The sequence below is a fragment of the Streptomyces sp. ISL-12 genome, assembly GCF_018614415.1.
Lineage (GTDB): Bacteria > Actinomycetota > Actinomycetes > Streptomycetales > Streptomycetaceae > Streptomyces.
In genome coordinates this window covers 43306-62312 of record NZ_JAGGOO010000022.1, presented here as the reverse complement: position 1 = coordinate 62312, position 19007 = coordinate 43306, and the positions used below count along the sequence as shown (strand labels likewise).

Annotated in this window: 19 protein-coding genes and 1 riboswitch; of the genes, 8 read left to right on the top strand and 11 right to left on the bottom strand. The window is 70.4% G+C overall.

Annotated features, from left to right (window positions below; genetic code table 11):
- Positions 1-8: 8 nt before the first annotated feature.
- Positions 9-248 (bottom strand): hypothetical protein, encoded by a 240-nt coding sequence (locus tag J7I94_RS06615; RefSeq protein ID WP_189413508.1) that lies wholly within the window; start codon positions 246-248, stop codon positions 9-11.
- A gap of 157 nt (positions 249-405) precedes the next feature.
- Between J7I94_RS06615 and J7I94_RS06610 the strand changes: the two genes are divergently transcribed.
- From J7I94_RS06610 to J7I94_RS06580, 7 genes are all read left to right on the top strand, one after another.
- Positions 406-1176: a rhomboid family intramembrane serine protease gene (locus tag J7I94_RS06610; RefSeq protein ID WP_215165856.1), complete on the top strand. Its 771-nt coding sequence runs from the start codon at positions 406-408 to the stop codon at positions 1174-1176.
- Positions 1173-1454, top strand: coding sequence for an Lrp/AsnC family transcriptional regulator (locus J7I94_RS06605; RefSeq protein ID WP_215165855.1), 282 nt, complete (start codon positions 1173-1175; stop codon positions 1452-1454). Before J7I94_RS06610 ends, J7I94_RS06605 begins: the two co-directional genes overlap by 4 nt.
- 79 nt (positions 1455-1533) lie before the next feature.
- Positions 1534-1869, top strand: coding sequence for a small secreted hydrophilic protein (locus J7I94_RS06600; protein WP_215165854.1), 336 nt, complete (start codon positions 1534-1536; stop codon positions 1867-1869).
- A complete protein-coding gene (locus J7I94_RS06595; protein WP_308114505.1) occupies positions 1856-3346 on the top strand; it encodes an ATP-binding protein in 1491 nt (496 codons plus the stop codon). Before J7I94_RS06600 ends, J7I94_RS06595 begins: the two co-directional genes overlap by 14 nt.
- Positions 3343-4008 (top strand): response regulator transcription factor, encoded by a 666-nt coding sequence (locus J7I94_RS06590; RefSeq protein WP_215165850.1) that lies wholly within the window; start codon positions 3343-3345, stop codon positions 4006-4008. The genes J7I94_RS06595 and J7I94_RS06590 overlap by 4 nt, the downstream gene beginning before the upstream one ends.
- A 67-nt stretch (positions 4009-4075) precedes the next feature.
- Positions 4076-5491 carry an SLC13 family permease gene (locus J7I94_RS06585; protein WP_215165848.1) on the top strand — a complete coding sequence of 472 codons (1416 nt, stop codon included), beginning with the start codon at positions 4076-4078 and terminating at the stop codon, positions 5489-5491.
- 10 nt (positions 5492-5501) lie between these two features.
- Complete coding sequence (locus tag J7I94_RS06580) at positions 5502-6704, top strand: glycerate kinase (protein WP_215165846.1); 1203 nt, start codon at positions 5502-5504, stop codon at positions 6702-6704.
- Here J7I94_RS06580 and J7I94_RS06575 read toward each other — a convergent pair.
- The 6 genes from J7I94_RS06575 to J7I94_RS06550 form a co-directional block, all read right to left on the bottom strand.
- Positions 6650-8011, bottom strand: coding sequence for an aminotransferase class V-fold PLP-dependent enzyme (locus tag J7I94_RS06575; protein ID WP_215165845.1), 1362 nt, complete (start codon positions 8009-8011; stop codon positions 6650-6652). The two genes, J7I94_RS06580 and J7I94_RS06575, sit on opposite strands and share 55 nt — an antisense overlap.
- 140 nt (positions 8012-8151) lie before the next feature.
- Positions 8152-8268: riboswitch (SAM riboswitch) on the bottom strand.
- Between the two features lie 77 nt (positions 8269-8345).
- Positions 8346-9410, bottom strand: coding sequence for an anthranilate phosphoribosyltransferase (gene trpD, locus J7I94_RS06570; protein ID WP_215165844.1), 1065 nt, complete (start codon positions 9408-9410; stop codon positions 8346-8348).
- Positions 9411-9560: 150 nt separating this feature from the next.
- On the bottom strand, positions 9561-11198 hold the full coding sequence (locus J7I94_RS06565) for a cytochrome bc complex cytochrome b subunit (protein WP_215165843.1): 1638 nt from the start codon (positions 11196-11198) through the stop codon (positions 9561-9563).
- Positions 11195-12247: a ubiquinol-cytochrome c reductase iron-sulfur subunit gene (locus tag J7I94_RS06560; RefSeq protein ID WP_215165842.1), complete on the bottom strand. Its 1053-nt coding sequence runs from the start codon at positions 12245-12247 to the stop codon at positions 11195-11197. The genes J7I94_RS06565 and J7I94_RS06560 overlap by 4 nt, the downstream gene beginning before the upstream one ends.
- On the bottom strand, positions 12244-13053 hold the full coding sequence (locus tag J7I94_RS06555; RefSeq protein WP_215165841.1) for a c-type cytochrome: 810 nt from the start codon (positions 13051-13053) through the stop codon (positions 12244-12246). Before J7I94_RS06555 ends, J7I94_RS06560 begins: the two co-directional genes overlap by 4 nt.
- A gap of 67 nt (positions 13054-13120) precedes the next feature.
- On the bottom strand, positions 13121-13741 hold the full coding sequence (locus J7I94_RS06550; RefSeq protein ID WP_215165840.1) for a heme-copper oxidase subunit III: 621 nt from the start codon (positions 13739-13741) through the stop codon (positions 13121-13123).
- A gap of 192 nt (positions 13742-13933) precedes the next feature.
- Between J7I94_RS06550 and J7I94_RS06545 the strand changes: the two genes are divergently transcribed.
- A complete protein-coding gene (locus tag J7I94_RS06545; protein WP_215165839.1) occupies positions 13934-14335 on the top strand; it encodes a hypothetical protein in 402 nt (133 codons plus the stop codon).
- Positions 14336-14367: 32 nt separating this feature from the next.
- On the opposite strand, the gene J7I94_RS06540 is transcribed toward J7I94_RS06545, so the two are convergent.
- The 4 genes from J7I94_RS06540 to coxB form a co-directional block, all read right to left on the bottom strand.
- Positions 14368-15642, bottom strand: coding sequence for an Ig-like domain-containing protein (locus tag J7I94_RS06540; protein ID WP_215165837.1), 1275 nt, complete (start codon positions 15640-15642; stop codon positions 14368-14370).
- 128 nt (positions 15643-15770) lie between these two features.
- Complete coding sequence (locus J7I94_RS06535) at positions 15771-16169, bottom strand: cytochrome c oxidase subunit 4 (protein ID WP_215165835.1); 399 nt, start codon at positions 16167-16169, stop codon at positions 15771-15773.
- Positions 16166-17899 (bottom strand): cytochrome c oxidase subunit I, encoded by a 1734-nt coding sequence (gene ctaD, locus J7I94_RS06530; RefSeq protein WP_215165834.1) that lies wholly within the window; start codon positions 17897-17899, stop codon positions 16166-16168. Before ctaD ends, J7I94_RS06535 begins: the two co-directional genes overlap by 4 nt.
- Positions 17896-18855 (bottom strand): cytochrome c oxidase subunit II, encoded by a 960-nt coding sequence (gene coxB / locus J7I94_RS06525; RefSeq protein ID WP_215165833.1) that lies wholly within the window; start codon positions 18853-18855, stop codon positions 17896-17898. The genes ctaD and coxB overlap by 4 nt, the downstream gene beginning before the upstream one ends.
- Positions 18856-19007 lie beyond the last annotated feature (152 nt).

The window sequence follows — 19007 nt, the reverse complement described above, 5'->3', positions numbered from 1 at the left end:
CCGCTCCGTCAGGAGCCGGCACCCGGCCTGTCCACGAGTTCCACCTGGTCCACGGCGTTGCACCAGCGGCACCGCACCGACTCGATGGTCTCACTGAGCACCTCGCGCTCCTCGACCGTCGGCTCGCCGGCCAGATCGAGGTGGACGTACTCCACGACCTTCGAGGCGCGGGTCACGTCGAAGCGGGTGAGGTTGCCGCAGAGGGTGCAGCGCCACCGCGTCGTGCCGGTCGGCTGGGGAACCGTCATCGTGGCTGTTCGCTCTCTTCCAGTGTCGCCCGACGCACCGGCCTCCCCGGTACGTGTGGCTCGTAACCCTACGGCCTGGCGGGTACCGGCCGCCCGCCTGTCCACGGCGGCGAGGCGTTCCGTGGGCTTGCGTCCGGTTACGTCATGCTCTGTACCCATGATCCGCAACTGGAGCTCGGTGGCCGGCCGGGCGCTGCGCGCGGTGCGGACGGCCGGATTCCGCCGTCCGGCCCGGGGCGCGGCGCCGGTGACGCACGGCCTGATCGTCCTGTGCTGTCTGCTGTTCCTGGTCAGCCCCGCGGCGGGCCTCGACCCGCGGTACGACGGCTCCGGCGAGGAACTGCTCGCCGCGCAGCGCGTCTACTTCCAGCGCTGGGGCGTGATCCCCGCGGAGCTGTTCGACGGGGCGCCGCGGGCGCTGCTGACCCCGGTCACGGCGCTGTTCGTGCACGGCGACTGGGTGCACCTGTTCGGCAACATGCTCTTCCTCTATGTCTTCGGCGTGATGACCGAGGAGCGGATGGGCCACGTCCGGTTCCTGCTGTTCCACCTCGGCTGCGGATACCTGGCCCTGCTGGGGTACGCGATCGCCAACGACGACTCCCGGCAGCCCCTGGTCGGTGCCTCCGGCGCGATCTCGGCGGTCCTCGGCGCATTCCTGTACCTGTTCCCCCGGGCGCGGGTGACCAGTCTCCTGCCGTTCCTGTTGTTCATGCCGCTGCGTTTCCCGGCCTGGGTGGTGCTGCCGTTCTGGGCGGTGCTGCAGTGGCTGTCGGCGTGGCGGGCCGGGGACGGGCCGGGGGTGGCGTACCTGGCGCACCTGGTCGGCTTCGGCCTCGGCTTCTTCTGCGCCTGGGTGCGTTTCGGGCGGCGGGCTAGAGTGAAGGCCGCCCCAGCGCCCGCCCCCGAGGGAGAGAACCTGCCGTGATCACCGCGATCGTCCTCATCAAGACCAGCGTGGACCGGATCCCCGAGATCGCGGAACGGATCGCCGCGCTGGAGAGCGTCAGCGAGGTCTTCTCCGTCACCGGCACCTACGACCTGATCGCCATGGTGCGGGTGCGCGAGCACGAGGAGCTGGCGGAGGTCATCCCCGGGCGGATCAGCAAGATCCCGGGCGTGGAGGGCACGGACACCCATGTGGCGTTCCGCACGTACTCGCAGCACGACCTGGAGGCGGCGTTCTCCATCGGGCTGGAGAGCTGACCCCGTCCCGCGCGCGGATGAAGGGTTCTTCATCCGCGGCTCATCCGGGCCGCCGGGTGCCGGGCGCAGGATCGGGCGCATGGTCTTCTCCCGCCGGATGGCCGCGCTCGCGGCCGTCGTACTGATCCCCCTGGGCATCGCCGCGACCAGCTTCGCGCTCACCGACAGCCCCGGGGAGCCCGAGGTGCCGGCCAAGGTGGAGCTGGAGAGCGGCTCCCCGACGCCCACGTCCACGCCCGCCTCGGTGTCCCCGTCCGCCTCCGCATCCGCCTCCGTGTCCCCGGACGAGGTCGTGTCCCGGCCCCCGGTGACCGACAGCCCCCCGGACGACGACGATGACGACGAGCCCGGCCGGACCTCCGACGACGGATACGGGGACGACGGGGACGACGACGGCGCCGGTGACGACGGCTGACCGGGAACGCCGGCGGATCTCCGCCCGGGTCCGCATCCTGCTCTGGCTGCTGCTGGTGATGGCGGTGGCGCTCGCCTCGGTGGCCGCGACCACCCGGTCGATCCTGCTGCGCGACACCGACCAGCGGATCAACAACCTGCTGGCGCAGGAGGCCGGGGAGTTCGCCAACTTCGAGGAGCAGGGGTTCGATCCGGAGACCGGCCGCCGGTTCACCGAACCGGACCGGCTGCTGCGGGTCTTCCTGCAGCGCCAGTACGCCGACCTCGACGAGGAACTCATCGGCCTGGTCGGCGCCCCGGGCACCGCCCCCACCCAGCTCATCCAGCAGCGTGACATCCCGGTCGCCCTGCCCCTGCACAAGGACGCCGACGCCCGGCGCCGCGTCTTCGACTCCCCGCACCCCACCGGCACCCTGCACCGCCCCGAGGGTGAGATCCGCTGGGCCAAGGTCAACGTCGCCCGGTACGGCGGCGAGACGGCCGCCGCGTTCGTGGTCGCCTTCCACCCCGGCCGGGAGCAGGCCCGCGCCGACCAGGTGTTCCGCGTCCTGCTCGCCATCTCCGGGGTGGCCCTGCTGATGACCACCGGCATCGCCTGGGTGGTCGCCGGCCGCATCCTCAAACCCGTACGCCTGGTGCGCGCCACCGCCGCCCAGCTCACCGAGCAGGACCTGACCCGCCGTATCCCGGTGCACGGCAACGACGACGTGGCGGCGCTGGCCGAGACGTTCAACGCGATGCTGGACCGGCTGGAGCGGGCCTTCGCCGCGCAGCGCGAGTTCGTCGACGACGCCGGGCACGAGCTGCGCACCCCGATCACCATCGTCCGCGGCCATCTGGAGCTGATGGGCGACGACCCGGCCGAACGCGAGGAGACCGTCCGCCTGGTCACCGACGAACTCGACCGGATGAGCCGGATCGTCGAGGACCTGCTGCTGCTCGCCAAGGCCGAACGCCCCGACTTCGTCCGCCCCGGGCCGGTCCAGCTCGCCGAACTCACCGCCGACGTCTACGTCAAGGCCCGCGCCCTCGGGGACCGCGACTGGGTCCTCGCCGAAGTCGCCGACGGGGAAGCCCTGCTGGACGCCCAGCGGATCACCCAGGCCATGGTGCAGCTCGCGCAGAACGCCGTCCAGCACACCGTGCCCGGCCAGCGGGTCGGCATAGGTTCCCGCCTCCGGCAGGGACACGTGGAGCTGTACGTCGCGGACTCCGGCACCGGCGTCCAGCCGCAGGACGCCGGCGTCATCTTCGAACGGTTCCGGCGCGGCACCGCCCGGCGCGGCGCGCGCGGCTCGGGCGCCGGGCTCGGTCTGTCGATCGTCAAGGCGATCGCGGAGGGCCACGGCGGCCGGGTCCGGCTGCACGACACCGACGGCGGCGGCGCCACCTTCACCCTCACCCTGGGGAATCCGGGAACTCCGGGACATCCGGGCACCCTGGCGACTCCGGGAACTCTGGAAGAGGCACACCCTTGAACCGCATCCTCATCGTCGAGGACGAGGAACGCATCGCCTCCTTCGTCCAGAAGGGCCTGCGCGCCAACGGCTTCACCACCACGGTGGCCGCCGACGGCGAGGCCGGCTACGAGTACGCCCTCACCGGCGGCTTCGACCTGGTCGTGCTGGACATCGGGCTGCCCGGCCGGGACGGCTTCACCGTCCTGCGCGCCCTGCGCGAGGCCCGGGTGACCACCCCGGTGATCGTGCTGACCGCGCGGGACTCGGTACGGGACACGGTGGCCGGCCTGGAGGGCGGCGCCGACGACTGGATGACCAAGCCGTTCCGCTTCGAGGAACTCCTCGCCCGGATCCGGCTCCGGCTGCGTACGGCGGCCCGCGCCCCGGAGGTGACGGTGCTCAGGTCCGGCACGCTCACCCTGGACCTGCGCACCCGCCGGGCCCGCGCCGGGGAGCGGACGGTCGACCTGACGGCCCGTGAGTTCGTGCTCCTGGAGCTGTTCCTGAGACATCCGGGGCAGGTACTGTCCCGGGAACAGATCCTCTCCCACGTGTGGGGCTACGACTTCGACCCCGGCTCCAACATCGTGGACGTCTACGTACGGGCGCTGCGCAAGAAGCTCGGGGCGCAGGCGGTGGAGACGGTGCGCGGGATGGGGTACCGGCTGCCCTCCTGGTGACGGCCGGTGAAGTTTCCTTCATGTGCGGCTCATCGACGGCTCACCGCCCGGGTGAACCCTCGATGACGTGACCCCGAACCTCCGGCTGACCGCGACGCTGTGCGTGGCGCTGTCCCTGTGCGCACCGCTGGCGATACCCGGCGTCTTCCCCGCCCTGGGCGGCGACGCCCGCCTCACCCTCGCCGTGTTCGCGCTGGCCGCCTGCGCCTGGATCGGCACCCCGGTCGACGACACGTACATCGCCCTGGGGGCCGGGCTCGCCCTGACCGCCACCGGGGTGATCAGCAGCGACACCCTGTTCGGCACCCTCGGTGACCCGACCGTGTGGCTGCTGATCTGCGCCTTCGTGCTGGCGGCGGCGGTGACCCGGACCGGGCTCGCGGGACGGGCGGCGGCGTTCCTGGTCGGCGGGGCGCGCACGGTGCGGCAGTTGGTCCACCTGACCACGGCCGCGCTGGTCGTCACGGCGTTCGCGGTGCCGGCGACCTCGGGCCGGGCGGCGCTGGCGCTCCCGGTGTTCCTCGCCCTCGCCAAGGCGCTGGCCGACCGGAGACGGCTGGTCGTGATGCTGGCGCTGCTGTTCCCGACCGTGATCCTTCTGTCGGCGGTGGCGACCCTGATCGGCGCGGGCGCGCATCTGATCACCGTGTCGGTGCTGTGGGAGACGACCGGGGACCGGATCGGCTTCACCGAGTGGCTGCTGCTGGGCCTCCCGCTGGCGGTGGTCTCCTCCCACCTGGCCGCCGAGGCCGTCCTGCTGACGACCACCCGGCGGGCGGACCGCGCGGGCCCGGTACGGATCACCCCCGAGGAGATCCAGCGGCACACGGAGTCGCCGGTCACCGGGGAGTGGACGCAGGCGGAGCGGCGCTGCGCCCTGCTGCTGGCCACGGTGGTGGCCCTGTGGTGCAGCGAGCCCCTGCACCGGGTGCCGCCCGCCGTCGTCGCCCTGATCGGCGCGGTCGTCGCCGCCTCCCCCGCCCTGGGCACCGTACGTCTGAAGGACGCGCTGAAGACGGTGCCCTGGTCGCTGCTGCTGTTCATGGCGGCGACCATGGCGATGGGCGTGGCGCTGGCCGACTCCGGCGCGGCGAAGTGGCTGGTGTCCGGGCTGCCCTCGGACACCGGGCCGGCCGTCTTCCTCGCCGTCGTGGTCGTGGTGAGCACCGCCGCCCACCTGCTCCTCCAGTCCCGTTCCGCCCGCTCCTCGGTGCTGGTCCCGCTGGTGATCGCGGCGGCCGTCTCGGCGGGCGTCAACCCGGTGGCCGCCGCCCTCGCCTCCACCGCCGCGGCCGGTTTCTGCCACACCCTGCCGGCCTCCGCGAAACCGGTCGCCCTCTTCGCGGACGTCCCCGGCGTCCCCACCTACACCCCGCGCGACCTGCTGCGGCTGTCCGCCGTGCTGGCTCCGCTGACCGCCGCCCTCGTCCTGCTCTTCGCCGCCGCGGTGTGGCCGCTGCTCGGCGTACCCGTGACCCGCTAAGGAGCCCGCCATGCTGAACCGAGTCGTCGTCGCCCCCAGCGGTTTCAAGGAGTCGCTGTCCGCCCAGGCAGCCGCCGACGCCATCGCGGCCGGGGTGCGCCGGGTGCTGCCCCGCGCGGAGATCGACCGGGTGCCGCTGGTGGACGGGGGCGAGGGCACGGCCGTGGCGCTGGCCGCCGGGACCGGTGGACGGCTGGTGGCGCTGGCCGCGACCGGCCCGCTCGGCGAGCGGATCGGCACCCACTTCGCGCTGCTGGGCACGCGGGACACGGCGGTGGTGGAGATGGCCGCGGTCGCCGGTCTCTCCCTGGTCCCGCGCACCCTGCGCGACCCCGGCGCCACCACCACGTACGGCGTCGGCGAGCTGATCCGCGCCGCGCTGGACACCGGGGTGCGGCGCGTCCTGGTCGGCTGCGGCGACTCGGGCACCTCCGACGGGGGCGCGGGCGCCCTCCAGGCCCTCGGCGCCCGCCTGCTGGACGCGGACGGCTTCGAACTGCCGCCCGGCGGACGGGAACTGACCCGGCTGGCCCGCGTCGACCCGACCGGCCTCGACCCCCGCCTGAAGGACACCGAACTCCTCGTCGCCTGCAACCCGTTCAACGTGCTGTGCGGCGAACGCGGCGTGGCCCGCGTCTTCGGCCCGCAGAAGGGCGCGACCCCGGCCCAGGTCGAGCACCTCTCGGCCGGACTGGAGAACTGGGCCTACGTCCTCACCCGCGACCTCAACCCGACCGGCCTCGACCTGCGCACCGGCCCCGGCACCGGTGCCTCCGGCGGTCTGGGCGCGGGCCTGGCGGCGCTCGGCGCACGGCTGCTGCCCCGCTTCGACGTCCTCCTCGGCCGGCTCGACCTCGACGCCCGCCTGGCCCGCGCCGACCTGGTGATCACCGCCGAGGGCGCCCTCGACCACCAGACGCCGCGCGGCAAGATCCCGGCGGAGGTGGCCCGCCGCGCCAAGCTGCACGGACGCCCGGTGCTGGCGCTGGCGGGCACGCTCGGCGAGGGCGCGTACGACGTGCCGGGGGTGGACGCCTGCCACGGCATCCTGCCCGCGCCGATGGCCCTGGCGGAGGCGCTGACCCGGGGCGCGGAACTCCTCACCGACGCGACCGAACGGGCCCTCAGGATGATCCTGCTGGGCGCCCGGCTACCGGCTCACGCGGCCTCGGCGGAGGTGTCGGGCACGCAACGGCCGTCCTCGGTGCGGTAGTTCCAGCGGGCGCCGTCCCGCACCAGTTCCTTCACCGCCGTGACGAACCGCTCCACGTGCTCGTCGGGGGTGCCCGCGCCGAAGCTGACCCGCACCGCGTTGAGGGACTTCTCGCCGGGCGCCGCCTCGGGGGCCCCGCACTCGCCCTGGCCGCCCGGGTCGCTGCCGAGCAGGGTGCGCACCAGCGGGTGGGCGCAGAACAGGCCGTCGCGTACGCCGATGCCGTACTCGGCGGAGAGGGCGGCGGCGAAGTGGGAGCTGTTCCAGCCGTCGACGACGAAGGAGAGCACCCCGACGCGCGGCGCGTCGTCCCCGAACAGTGACAGCACCCGCACCTCGGGCACCTCGGCGAGCCCTTCCCGCACCTTGCCGATCAGGTACTCCTCCCGGGCCACCAGCGCCTCGAACCCGGCCTCGGTGAGCGCCTTGCAGGCGGCGGCGATCGCGTAGGCGCCGATGACGTTGGGCGAGCCGGCCTCGTGCCGGGCGGCGCCCTCGTGCCACTCCACGTCCACTCCCCCGTCGGCGCGCCGGGCGACCTTGCGGCTGGCGCCGCCGCCCGCGAGGTACGGCTCGGCCTCGCGCAGCCAGTCGGCGCGGCCGGCCAGCACGCCCGAGCCGAAGGGGGCGTACAGCTTGTGCCCGGAGAAGGCGACCCAGTCGACGTCCAGGTCGCGGACGCTCACCGGGTGGTGGGGGGCGAGCTGGGCGGCGTCCAGGACGATCCGGGCGCCGTGCGCGTGCGCGGCGGCGGCCAGCTCCCGCACCGGCCACAGCTCGCCGGTGACGTTGGAGGCGCCGGTGACACAGACCAGGGCGGGGCCGTACGGCTCCCGGTCGGCGAGGGCGCGCTCCAGGGTCTCGACGGCCTGCGCGGGGGTGCGGGGGGCGTCGAGGAAGGTGACCTCGGCGTCGCGCCAGGGCAGCAGCGAGGCGTGGTGCTCGGTCTCGAAGACGAAGACCCGGCAGCCGGCGGGCAGCGCCCCGGCCAGCAGGTTCAGGGAGTCGGTGGTGGACCGGGTGAACACCACCTGGTCGTCGTCCCGGCAGCCGAGGAAGTCGTGCACGGTCCGCCGGGCGTTCTCGAACAGGTCGGTGGACAACTGGGAGAGGTACCCGGCGCCCCGGTGCACGCTGCCGTAGTACGGCGCGTAGGCGGCCACGTCGTCCCAGACCCGCTGGAGCGCGGGGGCGCTGGCGGCGTAGTCGAGCGCGGCGTAGGTGACCTCGCCGCCGGTGACGAGCGGCACGGTGACGTCCCGGCCGAGGACGGGCAGCGGGGCGAGGACAGCAGTGGGCACGGACATGGCGGACTCCCGTGAGTACGACGCGCGAGGCGAAGGAAGAGAAAGAAAGGGGGGTGCGGAGGCGGGGCTCGGCGGCCCTAGCGCATTCGCTGATTCACGGGAGACTCCCTCGGACGACCCAGGACCCCTGGTACGCGAGGGGTCCGCGCTTGCCGTGGACCTTGCTGTCCACGGCCTGGTCTTCACCCGGGGCACCCCGCCACGGACGGAGGGTTGCCGGACAGTCGGCCGGGGCCTCATGACTGTCACTCATGACCTGGTTCGAAAACGTACGTGAGGTGATCGCCGTCCCGCAACCCGTGTCCGGATCACGGGACGGACGTCACAGGCGCCGTCAGGCGTTGCTGGCGGCCACCCAGCGCTCCAGGGCGTGCCGGGCCGCTCCCGAGTCGATCGACTCGGCGGCGCGTGCCATGCCGGCCCGGATGCGGTCGGTCAGCGGCTCCTCGCCGGGCTCCAGGGCCACCAGGGCCGCCGCCGAGTTGAGCAGCACCGCGTCCCGTACGGGGCCCGGCTCGCCGCTCAGCAGCCGGCGGGCCACGTCCGCGTTGTAGGAGGCGTCGGCGCCCCGCAGCGCCTCGACGGGCACGATCTCGATGCCGACGTCGCGCGGGTCGAAGACTTCCTCGGTCACCATGCCGTCCCGCACGACCCACACCCGGGAGGTGGCCGTCGTGGTCAGCTCGTCCAGCCCGTCGTCGCCGCGGAAGACCAGCGCGGAGTTGCCGCGCTCGGCGAAGACCCCGGCGATGATCGGGGCCATCCGGGCGTCGGCGACGCCGATGGCCTGGGAGCGGACCTTGGCCGGGTTGGTCAGCGGGCCGAGGAAGTTGAAGACCGTGCGGATGCCGAGCTGGCCGCGGGCGGCGGCGACGTGGCGCAGCGCGGGGTGGAACTTCACCGCGAAGCAGAAGGTGATGCCCGCCTCCTCGGCGACCTCGGCCACCCGCTTCGGGGTCAGCTCCAGATTGACGCCGAGCTTCTCCAGGACGTCGGAGGCGCCGGAGGCCGAGGAGGCCGCGCGGCTGCCGTGCTTGACGACCTTGGCGCCCGTGCCGGCGACGACGATCGCCGACATGGTGGAGATGTTGACGGTCTTGGCGCCGTCGCCGCCGGTGCCGACGATGTCGACCGTGTCGCCGGGCACCTGGATCACATGGGCGTGCTCGTACATCGCGCGGACCAGGCCGCCGATCTCGTCCACGGTCTCGCCCTTGGCCCGCAGCGCCACCGCGAACCCGGCGATCTGCGCGTCGGTCGCCTCGCCGCGCATGATCGTGTCCATCGCCCACGCGGTCTCGTCGGCGGACAGGTCCCGTCCGCCCAGCAGTCCGTTCAGCAGGACGGGCCAGGAGCGGCCCGCCGCGGTGTCGCCTCCAGCGGGGGTCACAGCGCTCATCTGCCGCTCCTGTGAGAGTGAGATCGGAAAGAACCGGATCCGGAACCGCGTTCGGAACCGGGTCCACCCTATCCAGCCCGGGGGCATGACGAAGGGCCCCGTCCGAAGATCGGACGGGGCCCTTCGCCGTGGCGTGGCGACGCTCGGGGATCAGTGGTGGCCGTGGCCGCTGGTGATCTCCCGGTACTCCTCGACGGTCGGCTTCGGAATCTGCGACTCCTCGCCGTAGTAGGACTTGCTGAGCTTGGCCCGGAGCTTCTCGGTGCTCTTCGGCTTCCGCTCGACGCCGTTCTTGTCCACGGTCGGACCGATCTCGGCCGGCTTGTACTGCTCGTGCGCGGTGAGCGTGTACATCTGCTCCTGGCTGAGCGGCTCGTGCACCTCGATGAACTCACCGTGCGGCAGGCGCTTGATGATGCCCGACTCGCGGCCGTGCAGCACCTTCTCCTTGTCCCGGCGCTGCAGGCCGAGGCAGATCCGCTTGGTGATCACGAAGGCGATGACCGGGCCGGCGAAGAAGCCGACGCGGACGAACCAGGTGACGGCGTTGATCGAGAGATGGAAGTGGGTGGCGAAGATGTCGTTGCCACCACCGATCAGCATGATCATGTACGCCGTGACCCAGGCGACGCCGAAGGCCGTACGGGTCGGGGCGTTGCGCGGGCGGTCCAGGATGTGGTGCTCGCGCTTGTCCCCGGTGACCCAGGACTCGATGAACGGGTACACGGCGATCGCCGCGAGGAAGACACCGAAGATCACCAGCGGGACGAACACACCCAGGACGAGCGTGTGACCCCAGAAGTTGATCTCCCAGCCCGGCATGGCACGGACCAGACCCTCGGCGAAGCCCATGTACCAGTCGGGCTGGGCGCCGGTGGAGACCTGGTCGGGCCGGTACGGGCCGAGCGCCCAGATCGGGTTGACGGACGCGATGCCGGCGATGGCCGCGATCACACCGAAGACCAGGAAGAAGAAGCCTCCGGCCTTGGCCATGTACACCGGCAGCAGCGGCATGCCGACGACGTTCTTGTTGGTCTTGCCGGGACCCGCGAACTGGGTGTGCTTGTGGTAGAAGACCAGGATCAGGTGGCCCACCATGAGCCCGAGCATGATGCCCGGCAGCAGCAGGATGTGGATCGAGTAGAACCGGGCGACGAAGTCGGTCCCCGGGAACTCCCCGCCGAACAGGAACATCGAGATGTAGGTGCCGACGATCGGCACGGACAGGATCGCGCCCTGCGTGAAGCGGACACCGGTGCCGGAGAGCAGGTCGTCCGGGAGCGAGTAACCGGTGAAGCCGGTGAACATGCCGAGGACGAACAGCAGGAAGCCGAACAGCCAGTTGATCTCACGCGGCTTGCGGAACGCGCCGGTGAAGAAGACGCGCATCATGTGCACGAACATGCCGGCGAGGAAGATGATCGCCGCCCAGTGGTGGATCTGCCGGATCAGCAGACCACCGCGCACGTCGAAGCTGATGTCGAGCGTCGACTTGAAGGCCTCGCTCATCAGCTGGCCCTGCAGCGGGACGTAGCTGCCGTGGTACTCCACCTCGTTCATCGACGGGTGGAAGAACAGCGTCAGGTACACACCCGTGAGGATGATGATGATGAAGCTGTACATGCACACTTCGCCCAGCATGAACGACCAGTGGTCGGGGAAGATCTTGCGCATGTTGGCCTTGGCCAGGGAGTAGATCCCGAGCCGGCCGTCGGCCCAGTCGGCGACGCGTTCGCCGGCCGGTGCCTTCCCGCGAGAGCGGGCCGTGGTGCTCTCAGTAGTACTCATCCGCGCTCCCAGAATGCAGGACCGACGGGCTCCTCGAAGTCGCCGAGCGCTTCGAGGTAACCCTCGTCGTTCACGCCGATGCGCAGCTGCGGCAGGGCGTGACCGGCGGGACCGAAGATCACCCGGGCGCCGTCGGAGAGGTCGAAGGTGGACTGGTGGCAGGGGCAGAGCACGTGGTGCGTCTGCTGCTCGTACAGGGAGATCGGGCAACCGACGTGGGTGCAGATCTTCGAGTACGCCACGATGCCCTCGTGCGACCACTCGAGCTCGCGCTTGTCCTTGATGTTGTCCGGCTGGAGCCGGACGATCATCAGGGCCGCCTTGGCGATCTCGTTCTGGAACTCCTCGTCGTGCTCCTCCAGGCCCTCGGGCTTGGCGAAGGTGAGGGAGCCCACCGCGACGTCGGAGGGACGCAGCGGCTCGTTGGTGTTCATGTTGACGAGCAGCTTGCCCTTGTTCCACAGGGTGTGGCGCAGCTTGTCCTCGGGCAGCGGGCCGAGGTCGCGCAGCAGCACGACACCGGAGAGCGGCACCAGGGCGACCGCGCCGAACATCGTGTTGCGGATCAGCTTGCGCCGGCCGAAGCCGGACTCCTTGGCGCCCTGCTTGAAGTCGGCGTGCACCTTGGCACGGACCTCGGGGGACGCCTCGATCGGGTGCCGCTCGTCGGCGACCTCCACGTCGGACATCAGGGTGCGGGCCCAGTGGACCGCGCCCGCGCCGATGCAGAACAGCGCCACGCCCAGGGTCAGGCCGAGGGCGAAGTTCAGCGCGTTGATGTGCCCGATCGGGAAGACGTAGATCGACTTCTCGTGGTCGATCGCCACGAACGCGGCGATGAAGGCGACCGTGGCCAGCATCGACAGGGTGAACAGGAAGGCTACGGCGCGCTCGGAGCGCCTCGCGGCCTTCTCGTCGATGTCCTGGACGCGGTGCTCGTGGGGCGGCAGCCCCGGGTCGGCGAACGGGTGCTGCTCGTCCGCCACCTCGCCGTGGGCGTGGTCCCGCGCTGCGGGCAGGTTCTCTTCTGGAATGTCTTGGCTACTCATGACTTCTTGGCCTTTGCGGTCCGAGCGGCGACCCACACGGCGACGGCGATGAGGGAGCCGAGCCCGAAGATCCAGCCGAAGAGGCCCTCACTGACCGGCCCGAGGCCGCCCAGCGAAAGACCGCCCGGGTCCACGGTCTCGTCCCCGTTGACCGCGTTCAGGTACGCGATGATGTCCTTCTTGTTCTGCTCCGTCAGCGTGGTGTCGGGGAACGAAGGCATGTTCTGCGGGCCGGTCTGCATGGCCTCGTAGATGTGCTTCGCGGAGACGCCTTCGAGGGACGGGGCGTACTTGCCGTTCGTCAGCGCGCCGCCCTTGCCGGTGAAGTTGTGGCACTGCGCGCAGTTGGTGCGGAACAGCTCACCGCCCTCGGCGACGTCCGCGCCCTCGGTGCCGTACTTCTCCTCGGAGGGAATCGCGGGACCGGCGCCGAGCGAGGCGATGTAGGCCGCGAGCTGGTCGATCTCGGCCTGCGAGTAGATGTTCTTCTTCTTCTGGACCTGCGCGCCCGGCTGCTGGGCCGGCATGCGCCCGGTGCCCACCTGGAAGTCCACGGACGCGGCGCCCACGCCCACCAGGCTGGGGCCGTCGGTGGTGCCCTGACCGCCGGTGCCGTGACAGCTGGCACAGCCGACGGCGTAGAGCTTCTTGCCCTCGTCGATGGCGAGGGACTGGGCCGTTTCATCGGCCTGCGCCTTGTCCGCGGGCGCGAACACGGCGTAGAGCCCCCCGGTGCATGCCAGCGCGAGGAGTAGGACGACGATCGCCGCCAACGGGTGGCGTCGTCGTGCGGAGAGCTTTTTCACGGATTACCCCGGTGTCAGGATCTTCTGCGTCGATGCTTCTGGATGTGTGCGCGGGAGCGGTCCGCGCCTACTTGATCATGTAGATCGTGGCGAAGAGGCCGATCCAGACGACATCGACGAAGTGCCAGTAGTAGGACACGACGATGGCGGCGGTCGCCTGCTCGTGGGTGAACCTCCGGGCCGCGTAGGTACGGCCGAGGACCAGCAGGAAGGCGATGAGACCACCCGTCACGTGCAGGCCGTGGAAGCCGGTGGTCAGGTAGAACACCGAGCCGTACGGGTCGGAGGACAGCGAGAGGCCGTCCTTCTTGACCAGCTCGGTGTACTCGAACACCTGACCGCCGATGAAGATCGCACCCATGATGAAGGTGACGATGAACCACATCCTGAGCTTCTTCACGTCACCGCGCTCGGCGGCGAACACGCCGAGCTGGCAGGTGAGGGAGGAGAGCACCAGGATCGTGGTGTTGGTCGCCGAGAACGGGAAGTTCAGGGCGGACGCCATTTCCTTCCAGTGATCGGGACCCGTCACCGATCGGAGGGTGAAGTACATCGCGAAGAGGGCCGCGAAGAACATCAGCTCGGAACTCAGCCAGATGATGGTTCCGACACTGGTGAGGTTCGGCCGGTTGACCGACGGGTGCGCGTGCCCGGTATCTACTGTCGTTGCTGTCGCCACGACCGACATTATGTCGGTCGCTTATCCCGCCCTCACTCCCGGGGGTGCCGTTCGGAGTGTTCACCCCTCCCGGACTGCCCGTATGGCCCAGCAACAGGCCGTGGGAAGCCGTGTTTCGCCCGGTGTTGACGGGGTGTGGGAGGGAGTAGCATCCCGCGCAACGGGCTACGGCCCAACGGGCCCCGACCTCTCGGAGGAAGCATGCAGCCGACCGTCACGGTACTGGTCTACAGCGACGACTCCACCACGCGGGAGCAGGTGCGGCTGGCGACCGGCCGCAGGCCCGCTCCGGACGTGCCCGTCGTGGAGTTCCTGGAGTGCGCGACGCCGGCCGCGGTCCTGAAGGAGCTGGACCGGGGCGGGGTCGACGTGTGCGTGCTGGACGGCGAGGCCGTGCCGATGGGGGGGATGGGGGTGTGCCGGCAGATCAAGGACGAGGTGTTCGCCTGTCCGCCGGTGCTGTTGCTGATCGGGCGTCCGCAGGACGCGTGGCTCGCCACGTGGAGCCGGGCCGACGCCGCGGTGACCTTGCCGGTCGAGCCGGTGGAGTTCGCCTCGGCGTTGGCGTCCCTTCTGCGGCAGCGGAAGTTGCAGAGCGCCTGAGGGGCGGGGGTGTTCCCGCCCCCCTGGGTGTCTCAGGCCGTCGTCGGGCGGAGACGGGCCGTGTCCTCCGGCTGGGTCGCCTTCGGGTTGCCGCCGGTGAGGGCGCTGCCCGTGCGCCACTTGTCCCAGTCGAGGTTCCAGTCGCCGAAGCCGTTGCCGAAGGTCTCCATCGTGTCGCCGTAGGAGTTGACGACCTCGACCAGGTCGCCCTCGCGGACGGTGTCGAAGAACCACTCGGCGTTGCCGGTGCTCATGCCGGTGCAGCCGTGGCTGACGTTGGCCGAGCCCTGGGAGCCGACCGACCAGGGGGCGGCGTGCACGTACTCGCCGCTCCAGGTCACCCGGGTGGCCCAGTGGACGGGCAGGTCGTACGACTCCGAGGAGCCCTCGGCGATGCCGACGGTGGTGCTGCGCATCCGGACGAACGGCTCCTTGCCCAGCACGACCTTGACGCCGTTGCGGGTCTCGAAGCCGGGCTTGCCGGTGGTGACCGGGATCTGCTTGATCTCCTCGCCGTTGCGGAACACCGTCATCGTGTGGGACGCGGCGTCCGTCACGGCGATGACGCGGTCGCCGATGGAGAGCTTCAGCTCCTCGGTCCGGCCGCCCCACATCCGGTCACCGATCTTGATGCCCTCCAGGGTGGAGCGGGCCCGGACGGTGGCGTGGGCGGGCCAGTAGTCCTTGGGGCGGTAGTGCAGTTCCTCGTCGTCCACCCAGTGCCAGGCGCCCTCCACCGCGGGCGTGGACTGCACCTTGAGGGCCCGTTCGACGGTCTTGCGCTGGGCCGGGTCCTTGACGGGCTCGCTCAGTTCGGCGGTGACCGGCTGGCCGACGCCGTAGGTGCCCGCCTCGGGCCCGAAGGTGATGTCGAGGCGCTTCTTGGCGGTGGGCTTGCCGGTGTCGAAGGTGAGCACCTTGCGGCCGGGTGCGCCGTCCCCGCTCTCGGTGCTGACCCGGACCGTGTAGGAGGCGTTCGCGGCCAGCGGTGAGGTGCTGTGCCAGCGGGCGCCGTCGGCGGAGAGTTCGCCCGCCACGTAGCGGCCCGCCGCGTCCTTGGCCGTGACGTCCGTGATGCGCCCGTCGGAGCCCTCGGCGACGACCTCCAGGGGCTTGTCGGGGTCGGCCTTCTTCCCCGCGCCCACGGGACCGTTGAAGGTGATGGTGCCGGCCGCGTCGTACGGCGCCGCCGCCAGCGGGTTCTCGTCGCCGTCGCAGCCGGTGGCGCCCGCGCCGAGCGCCATGACCAGCAGCGTGCAGCCGACGGCGGTGCGCCTGGACGCCGGGGAGTGAACGAAGTGGCTCATGGCCTCAACGTAGGAAGCCCGGCGCGGGGCGGCGCGGTGGGTAAGCCGGACGGGTGGCGCGCTGCGCCGAAAGAAGGAGCCCGGACCCTCCTGGCGGAGTGTCCGGGCCCTTTCGGTGATCCGATGTGCTACTGGGTGCGGTTCTCACCGCGGTAGTACTCGAAGACCCAGCCGAACAGACCGATGAGCAGCAGCGGGGCCGAGAAGTACATCAGCCACCAGCCGATCGCCACGGCCGTGAAGGCGAACGCGCCGCCGATGGCCAGGGAGAGCGGCTGCCAGCTGTGCGGGCTGAAGAACCCGACCTCGCCGGCCTCGTCGGCGACGTCCGCTTCCTTGTTGTCCGAGGCGCTCGCGTCGACCCGCTTGGCGGTGAAGCCGAGGTAGAAGCCGATCATGATCGAGAGCCCGAAGGCCAGGAAGAGCGCCGTGGTACCGGCCGGCTCCTTCGACCACACGCCATAGACGATCGCCATGACGAGGATGAAGACGCTCAGCCAGATGAACATCTTGCCCTGGATCTTCACTTGCCGGCCTCCTTGCCGCCAGCGAGGGCCTTGTCACCGTGGCCGACGTTCTCCAGCTGGTCGAGCGCGGAGATCTCCGGGTGGTGCAGGTCGAAGGCCGGGGATTCGGAGCGGATGCGCGGCAGCGTGAGGAAGTTGTGCCGCGGCGGCGGGCAGGAGGTCGCCCACTCCAGCGAACGGCCGTAGCCCCACGGGTCGTCCACATTGACCGGCTTGCCGTACTTGGCCGTCTTCCAGACGTTGTAGAAGAACGGCAGGATCGACATGCCGAGCAGGAACGAGCTGATCGTCGAGATCGTGTTCAGGGCGGTGAAGCCGTCGGCCGCCAGGTAGTCGGCGTACCGGCGCGGCATGCCCTCGGCACCCAGCCAGTGCTGGACCAGGAAGGTGCCGTGGAAGCCGATGAACAGCGTCCAGAAGGTGATCTTGCCGAGGCGCTCGTCGAGCATCTTGCCGGTCCACTTCGGCCACCAGAAGTGGAAGCCGGCGAACATCGCGAAGACGACGGTGCCGAAGACCACGTAGTGGAAGTGGGCCACCACGAAGTACGAGTCCGAGACGTGGAAGTCCAGCGGCGGCGCCGCGAGGAGGACACCGGTCAGACCACCGAAGAGGAAGGTGATCAGGAAGCCGGTCGACCACAGCATCGGCGTCTCGAAGGACAGGCTGCCCTTCCACATGGTGCCGAGCCAGTTGAAGAACTTCACACCGGTCGGGACCGCGATCAGGAAGGTCATGAAGGAGAAGAACGGGAGCAGTACGCCACCGGTGACGTACATGTGGTGCGCCCACACCGTGACCGACAGACCCGCGATCGCGATGGTCGCGCCGATCAGGCCCATGTAACCGAAGATCGGCTTGCGGGAGAAGACCGGGATGATCTCACTGACGATGCCGAAGAACGGCAACGCGATGATGTACACCTCTGGATGCCCGAAGAACCAGAACAGGTGTTGCCACAGCAACGCGCCGCCGTTGGCCGCGTCGAAGACATGGGCACCGAACTTGCGGTCCGCCTCCAGGGCGAACAGGGCCGCGGCCAGGACCGGGAAGGCGAGCAGGACCAGCACACCGGTCAGCAGCACGTTCCAGGTGAAGATCGGCATGCGGAACATCGTCATGCCCGGAGCGCGCATACAGATGATCGTGGTGATGAAGTTGACCGAGCCGAGGATCGTACCGAAGCCGGAGAAGGCCAGACCCATGATCCACAGGTCACCGCCGACGCCGGGCGAGTGCACCGCGTCGGACAGCGGGGAGTACGCGAACCAGCCGAAGTCGGCCGCGCCCTGCGGGGTGAGGAAGCCGGCCACCGCGATGAGCGAGCCGAAGAGGTACAGCCAGTAGGCGAACATGTTCAGCCGCGGGAACGCCACGTCGGGCGCGCCGATCTGCAGCGGCATGATCCAGTTCGCGAAACCGGAGAACAGCGGCGTCGCGAACATCAGCAGCATGATCGTGCCGTGCATCGTGAACGCCTGGTTGAACTGCTCGTTCGACACGATCTGCAGGCCCGGACGGGCCAGCTCGGCGCGCATGAGCAGCGCCATGACGCCGCCGATGCAGAAGAAGGCGAACGACGTGGCCAGGTACAGCGTGCCGATCGTCTTGTGGTCCGTGGTGGTCAGCCACTTGACGACGACTTCGCCGCGCCGTTGGCGCCGGACCGGCAGCTCGTCCGCGTAGTGGGACCCTGCCGCGGCACCCTGGGGTTCGTTGAGGATGCTCACAGGTTGTTCGTCTCCCGGTTCTTCTCGTGGTCCGTCTGGGCGATGCCCGCGGGCACGTAACCGGTCTGCCCCTTCTTCACGAGGTCCTTCAGGTGCTGCTCGTAGCGCTCCTGGGAGACGACCTTGACGTTGAACAGCATCCGGGAGTGGTCGACGCCGCAGAGCTCGGCGCACTTGCCCAGGAAGGTGCCCTCCTTGTTGGGGGTCACCTCGAAGGCGTTGGTGTGGCCGGGGATGACGTCCTGCTTCATCAGGAACGGCACCACCCAGAAGGAGTGGATGACGTCACGGGAGGTCAGGACGAAGCGGACGCGCTGGCCCTCGGGCAGCCACAGGGTGGGGCCGGGGTTGTTCGTCTGCTCGTTGCGGGTGCCCGGGGTACCGCAGTCGTAGACGCCGCCCGCGTTGTCGGGGAAGGCCTCCTTGTAGCGGTCCGGGATCGGGTCCAGTTCCGTGGCCGTCTTGGCGTCACCGGTGGAACCGTCGACGTTCTCGACGTAGTTGAAGCACCAGCTCCACTGGAAGCCGACCACGTTGACCGTGACGGCCGGCTTCTTGTCGAGCTTGAGCAGTTCGGACTCGTCGCGGGCGGTGAAGTAGAAGAGCACCGAGACGATGACGAGCGGAACCACGGTGTACAGCGCCTCGATGGGCATGTTGTACCGGGTCTGCGGAGGTACCTCGACCTTGGTGCGGCTGCGCCGGTGGAAGAAAGCACTCCACAGGATCAGGCCCCACACCAGCACGCCGACGGCGAGCGCGGCAGCCCAGGAACCCTGCCAGAGGGAGAGGATCCGCGGAGCCTCTTCCGTGGTGGGGGTGGGCATACCAAGGCGGGGGAAGTCCTCCCATGTGCAACCGGTGGCGGTCGCCAGGACCAGGCCCGCGGTCAGTGCCTGCAGCAGCTTCCGCCGCATCGGGCGCCGCGGCGAGCGGTCGGAGCCGTTGGGACTCACGTAGCGCCTTCCCGAGAGTCTCGCCCGCGCGGTCGGCTGCGGCCTTCTCGCTGGTCGGTCGCCGCCCTGCGTCGGGCAGGGGTTTGGATGTTTATGCGGACCAAACCCTAGCCGACGCTCTCCGAGGGTTCGCGGGGAGGGGTGCCTAGTAG

Excerpts from the sequence above, each read along its gene's own strand:
- J7I94_RS06615 (WP_189413508.1), bottom strand. The coding sequence starts at position 248 with ATGACGGTTCCCCAGCCGACCGGCACGACGCGGTGGCGCTGCACCCTC.
- J7I94_RS06610 (WP_215165856.1), top strand. The coding sequence starts at position 406 with ATGATCCGCAACTGGAGCTCGGTGGCCGGCCGGGCGCTGCGCGCGGTG.
- J7I94_RS06600 (WP_215165854.1), top strand. The coding sequence starts at position 1,534 with ATGGTCTTCTCCCGCCGGATGGCCGCGCTCGCGGCCGTCGTACTGATC.
- J7I94_RS06580 (WP_215165846.1), top strand. The coding sequence starts at position 5,502 with ATGCTGAACCGAGTCGTCGTCGCCCCCAGCGGTTTCAAGGAGTCGCTG.
- J7I94_RS06575 (WP_215165845.1), bottom strand. The coding sequence starts at position 8,011 with ATGTCCGTGCCCACTGCTGTCCTCGCCCCGCTGCCCGTCCTCGGCCGG.
- trpD (WP_215165844.1), bottom strand. The coding sequence starts at position 9,410 with ATGAGCGCTGTGACCCCCGCTGGAGGCGACACCGCGGCGGGCCGCTCC.
- J7I94_RS06565 (WP_215165843.1), bottom strand. The coding sequence starts at position 11,198 with ATGAGTACTACTGAGAGCACCACGGCCCGCTCTCGCGGGAAGGCACCG.
- J7I94_RS06560 (WP_215165842.1), bottom strand. The coding sequence starts at position 12,247 with ATGAGTAGCCAAGACATTCCAGAAGAGAACCTGCCCGCAGCGCGGGAC.
- J7I94_RS06550 (WP_215165840.1), bottom strand. The coding sequence starts at position 13,741 with ATGTCGGTCGTGGCGACAGCAACGACAGTAGATACCGGGCACGCGCAC.
- J7I94_RS06545 (WP_215165839.1), top strand. The coding sequence starts at position 13,934 with ATGCAGCCGACCGTCACGGTACTGGTCTACAGCGACGACTCCACCACG.
- J7I94_RS06540 (WP_215165837.1), bottom strand. The coding sequence starts at position 15,642 with ATGAGCCACTTCGTTCACTCCCCGGCGTCCAGGCGCACCGCCGTCGGC.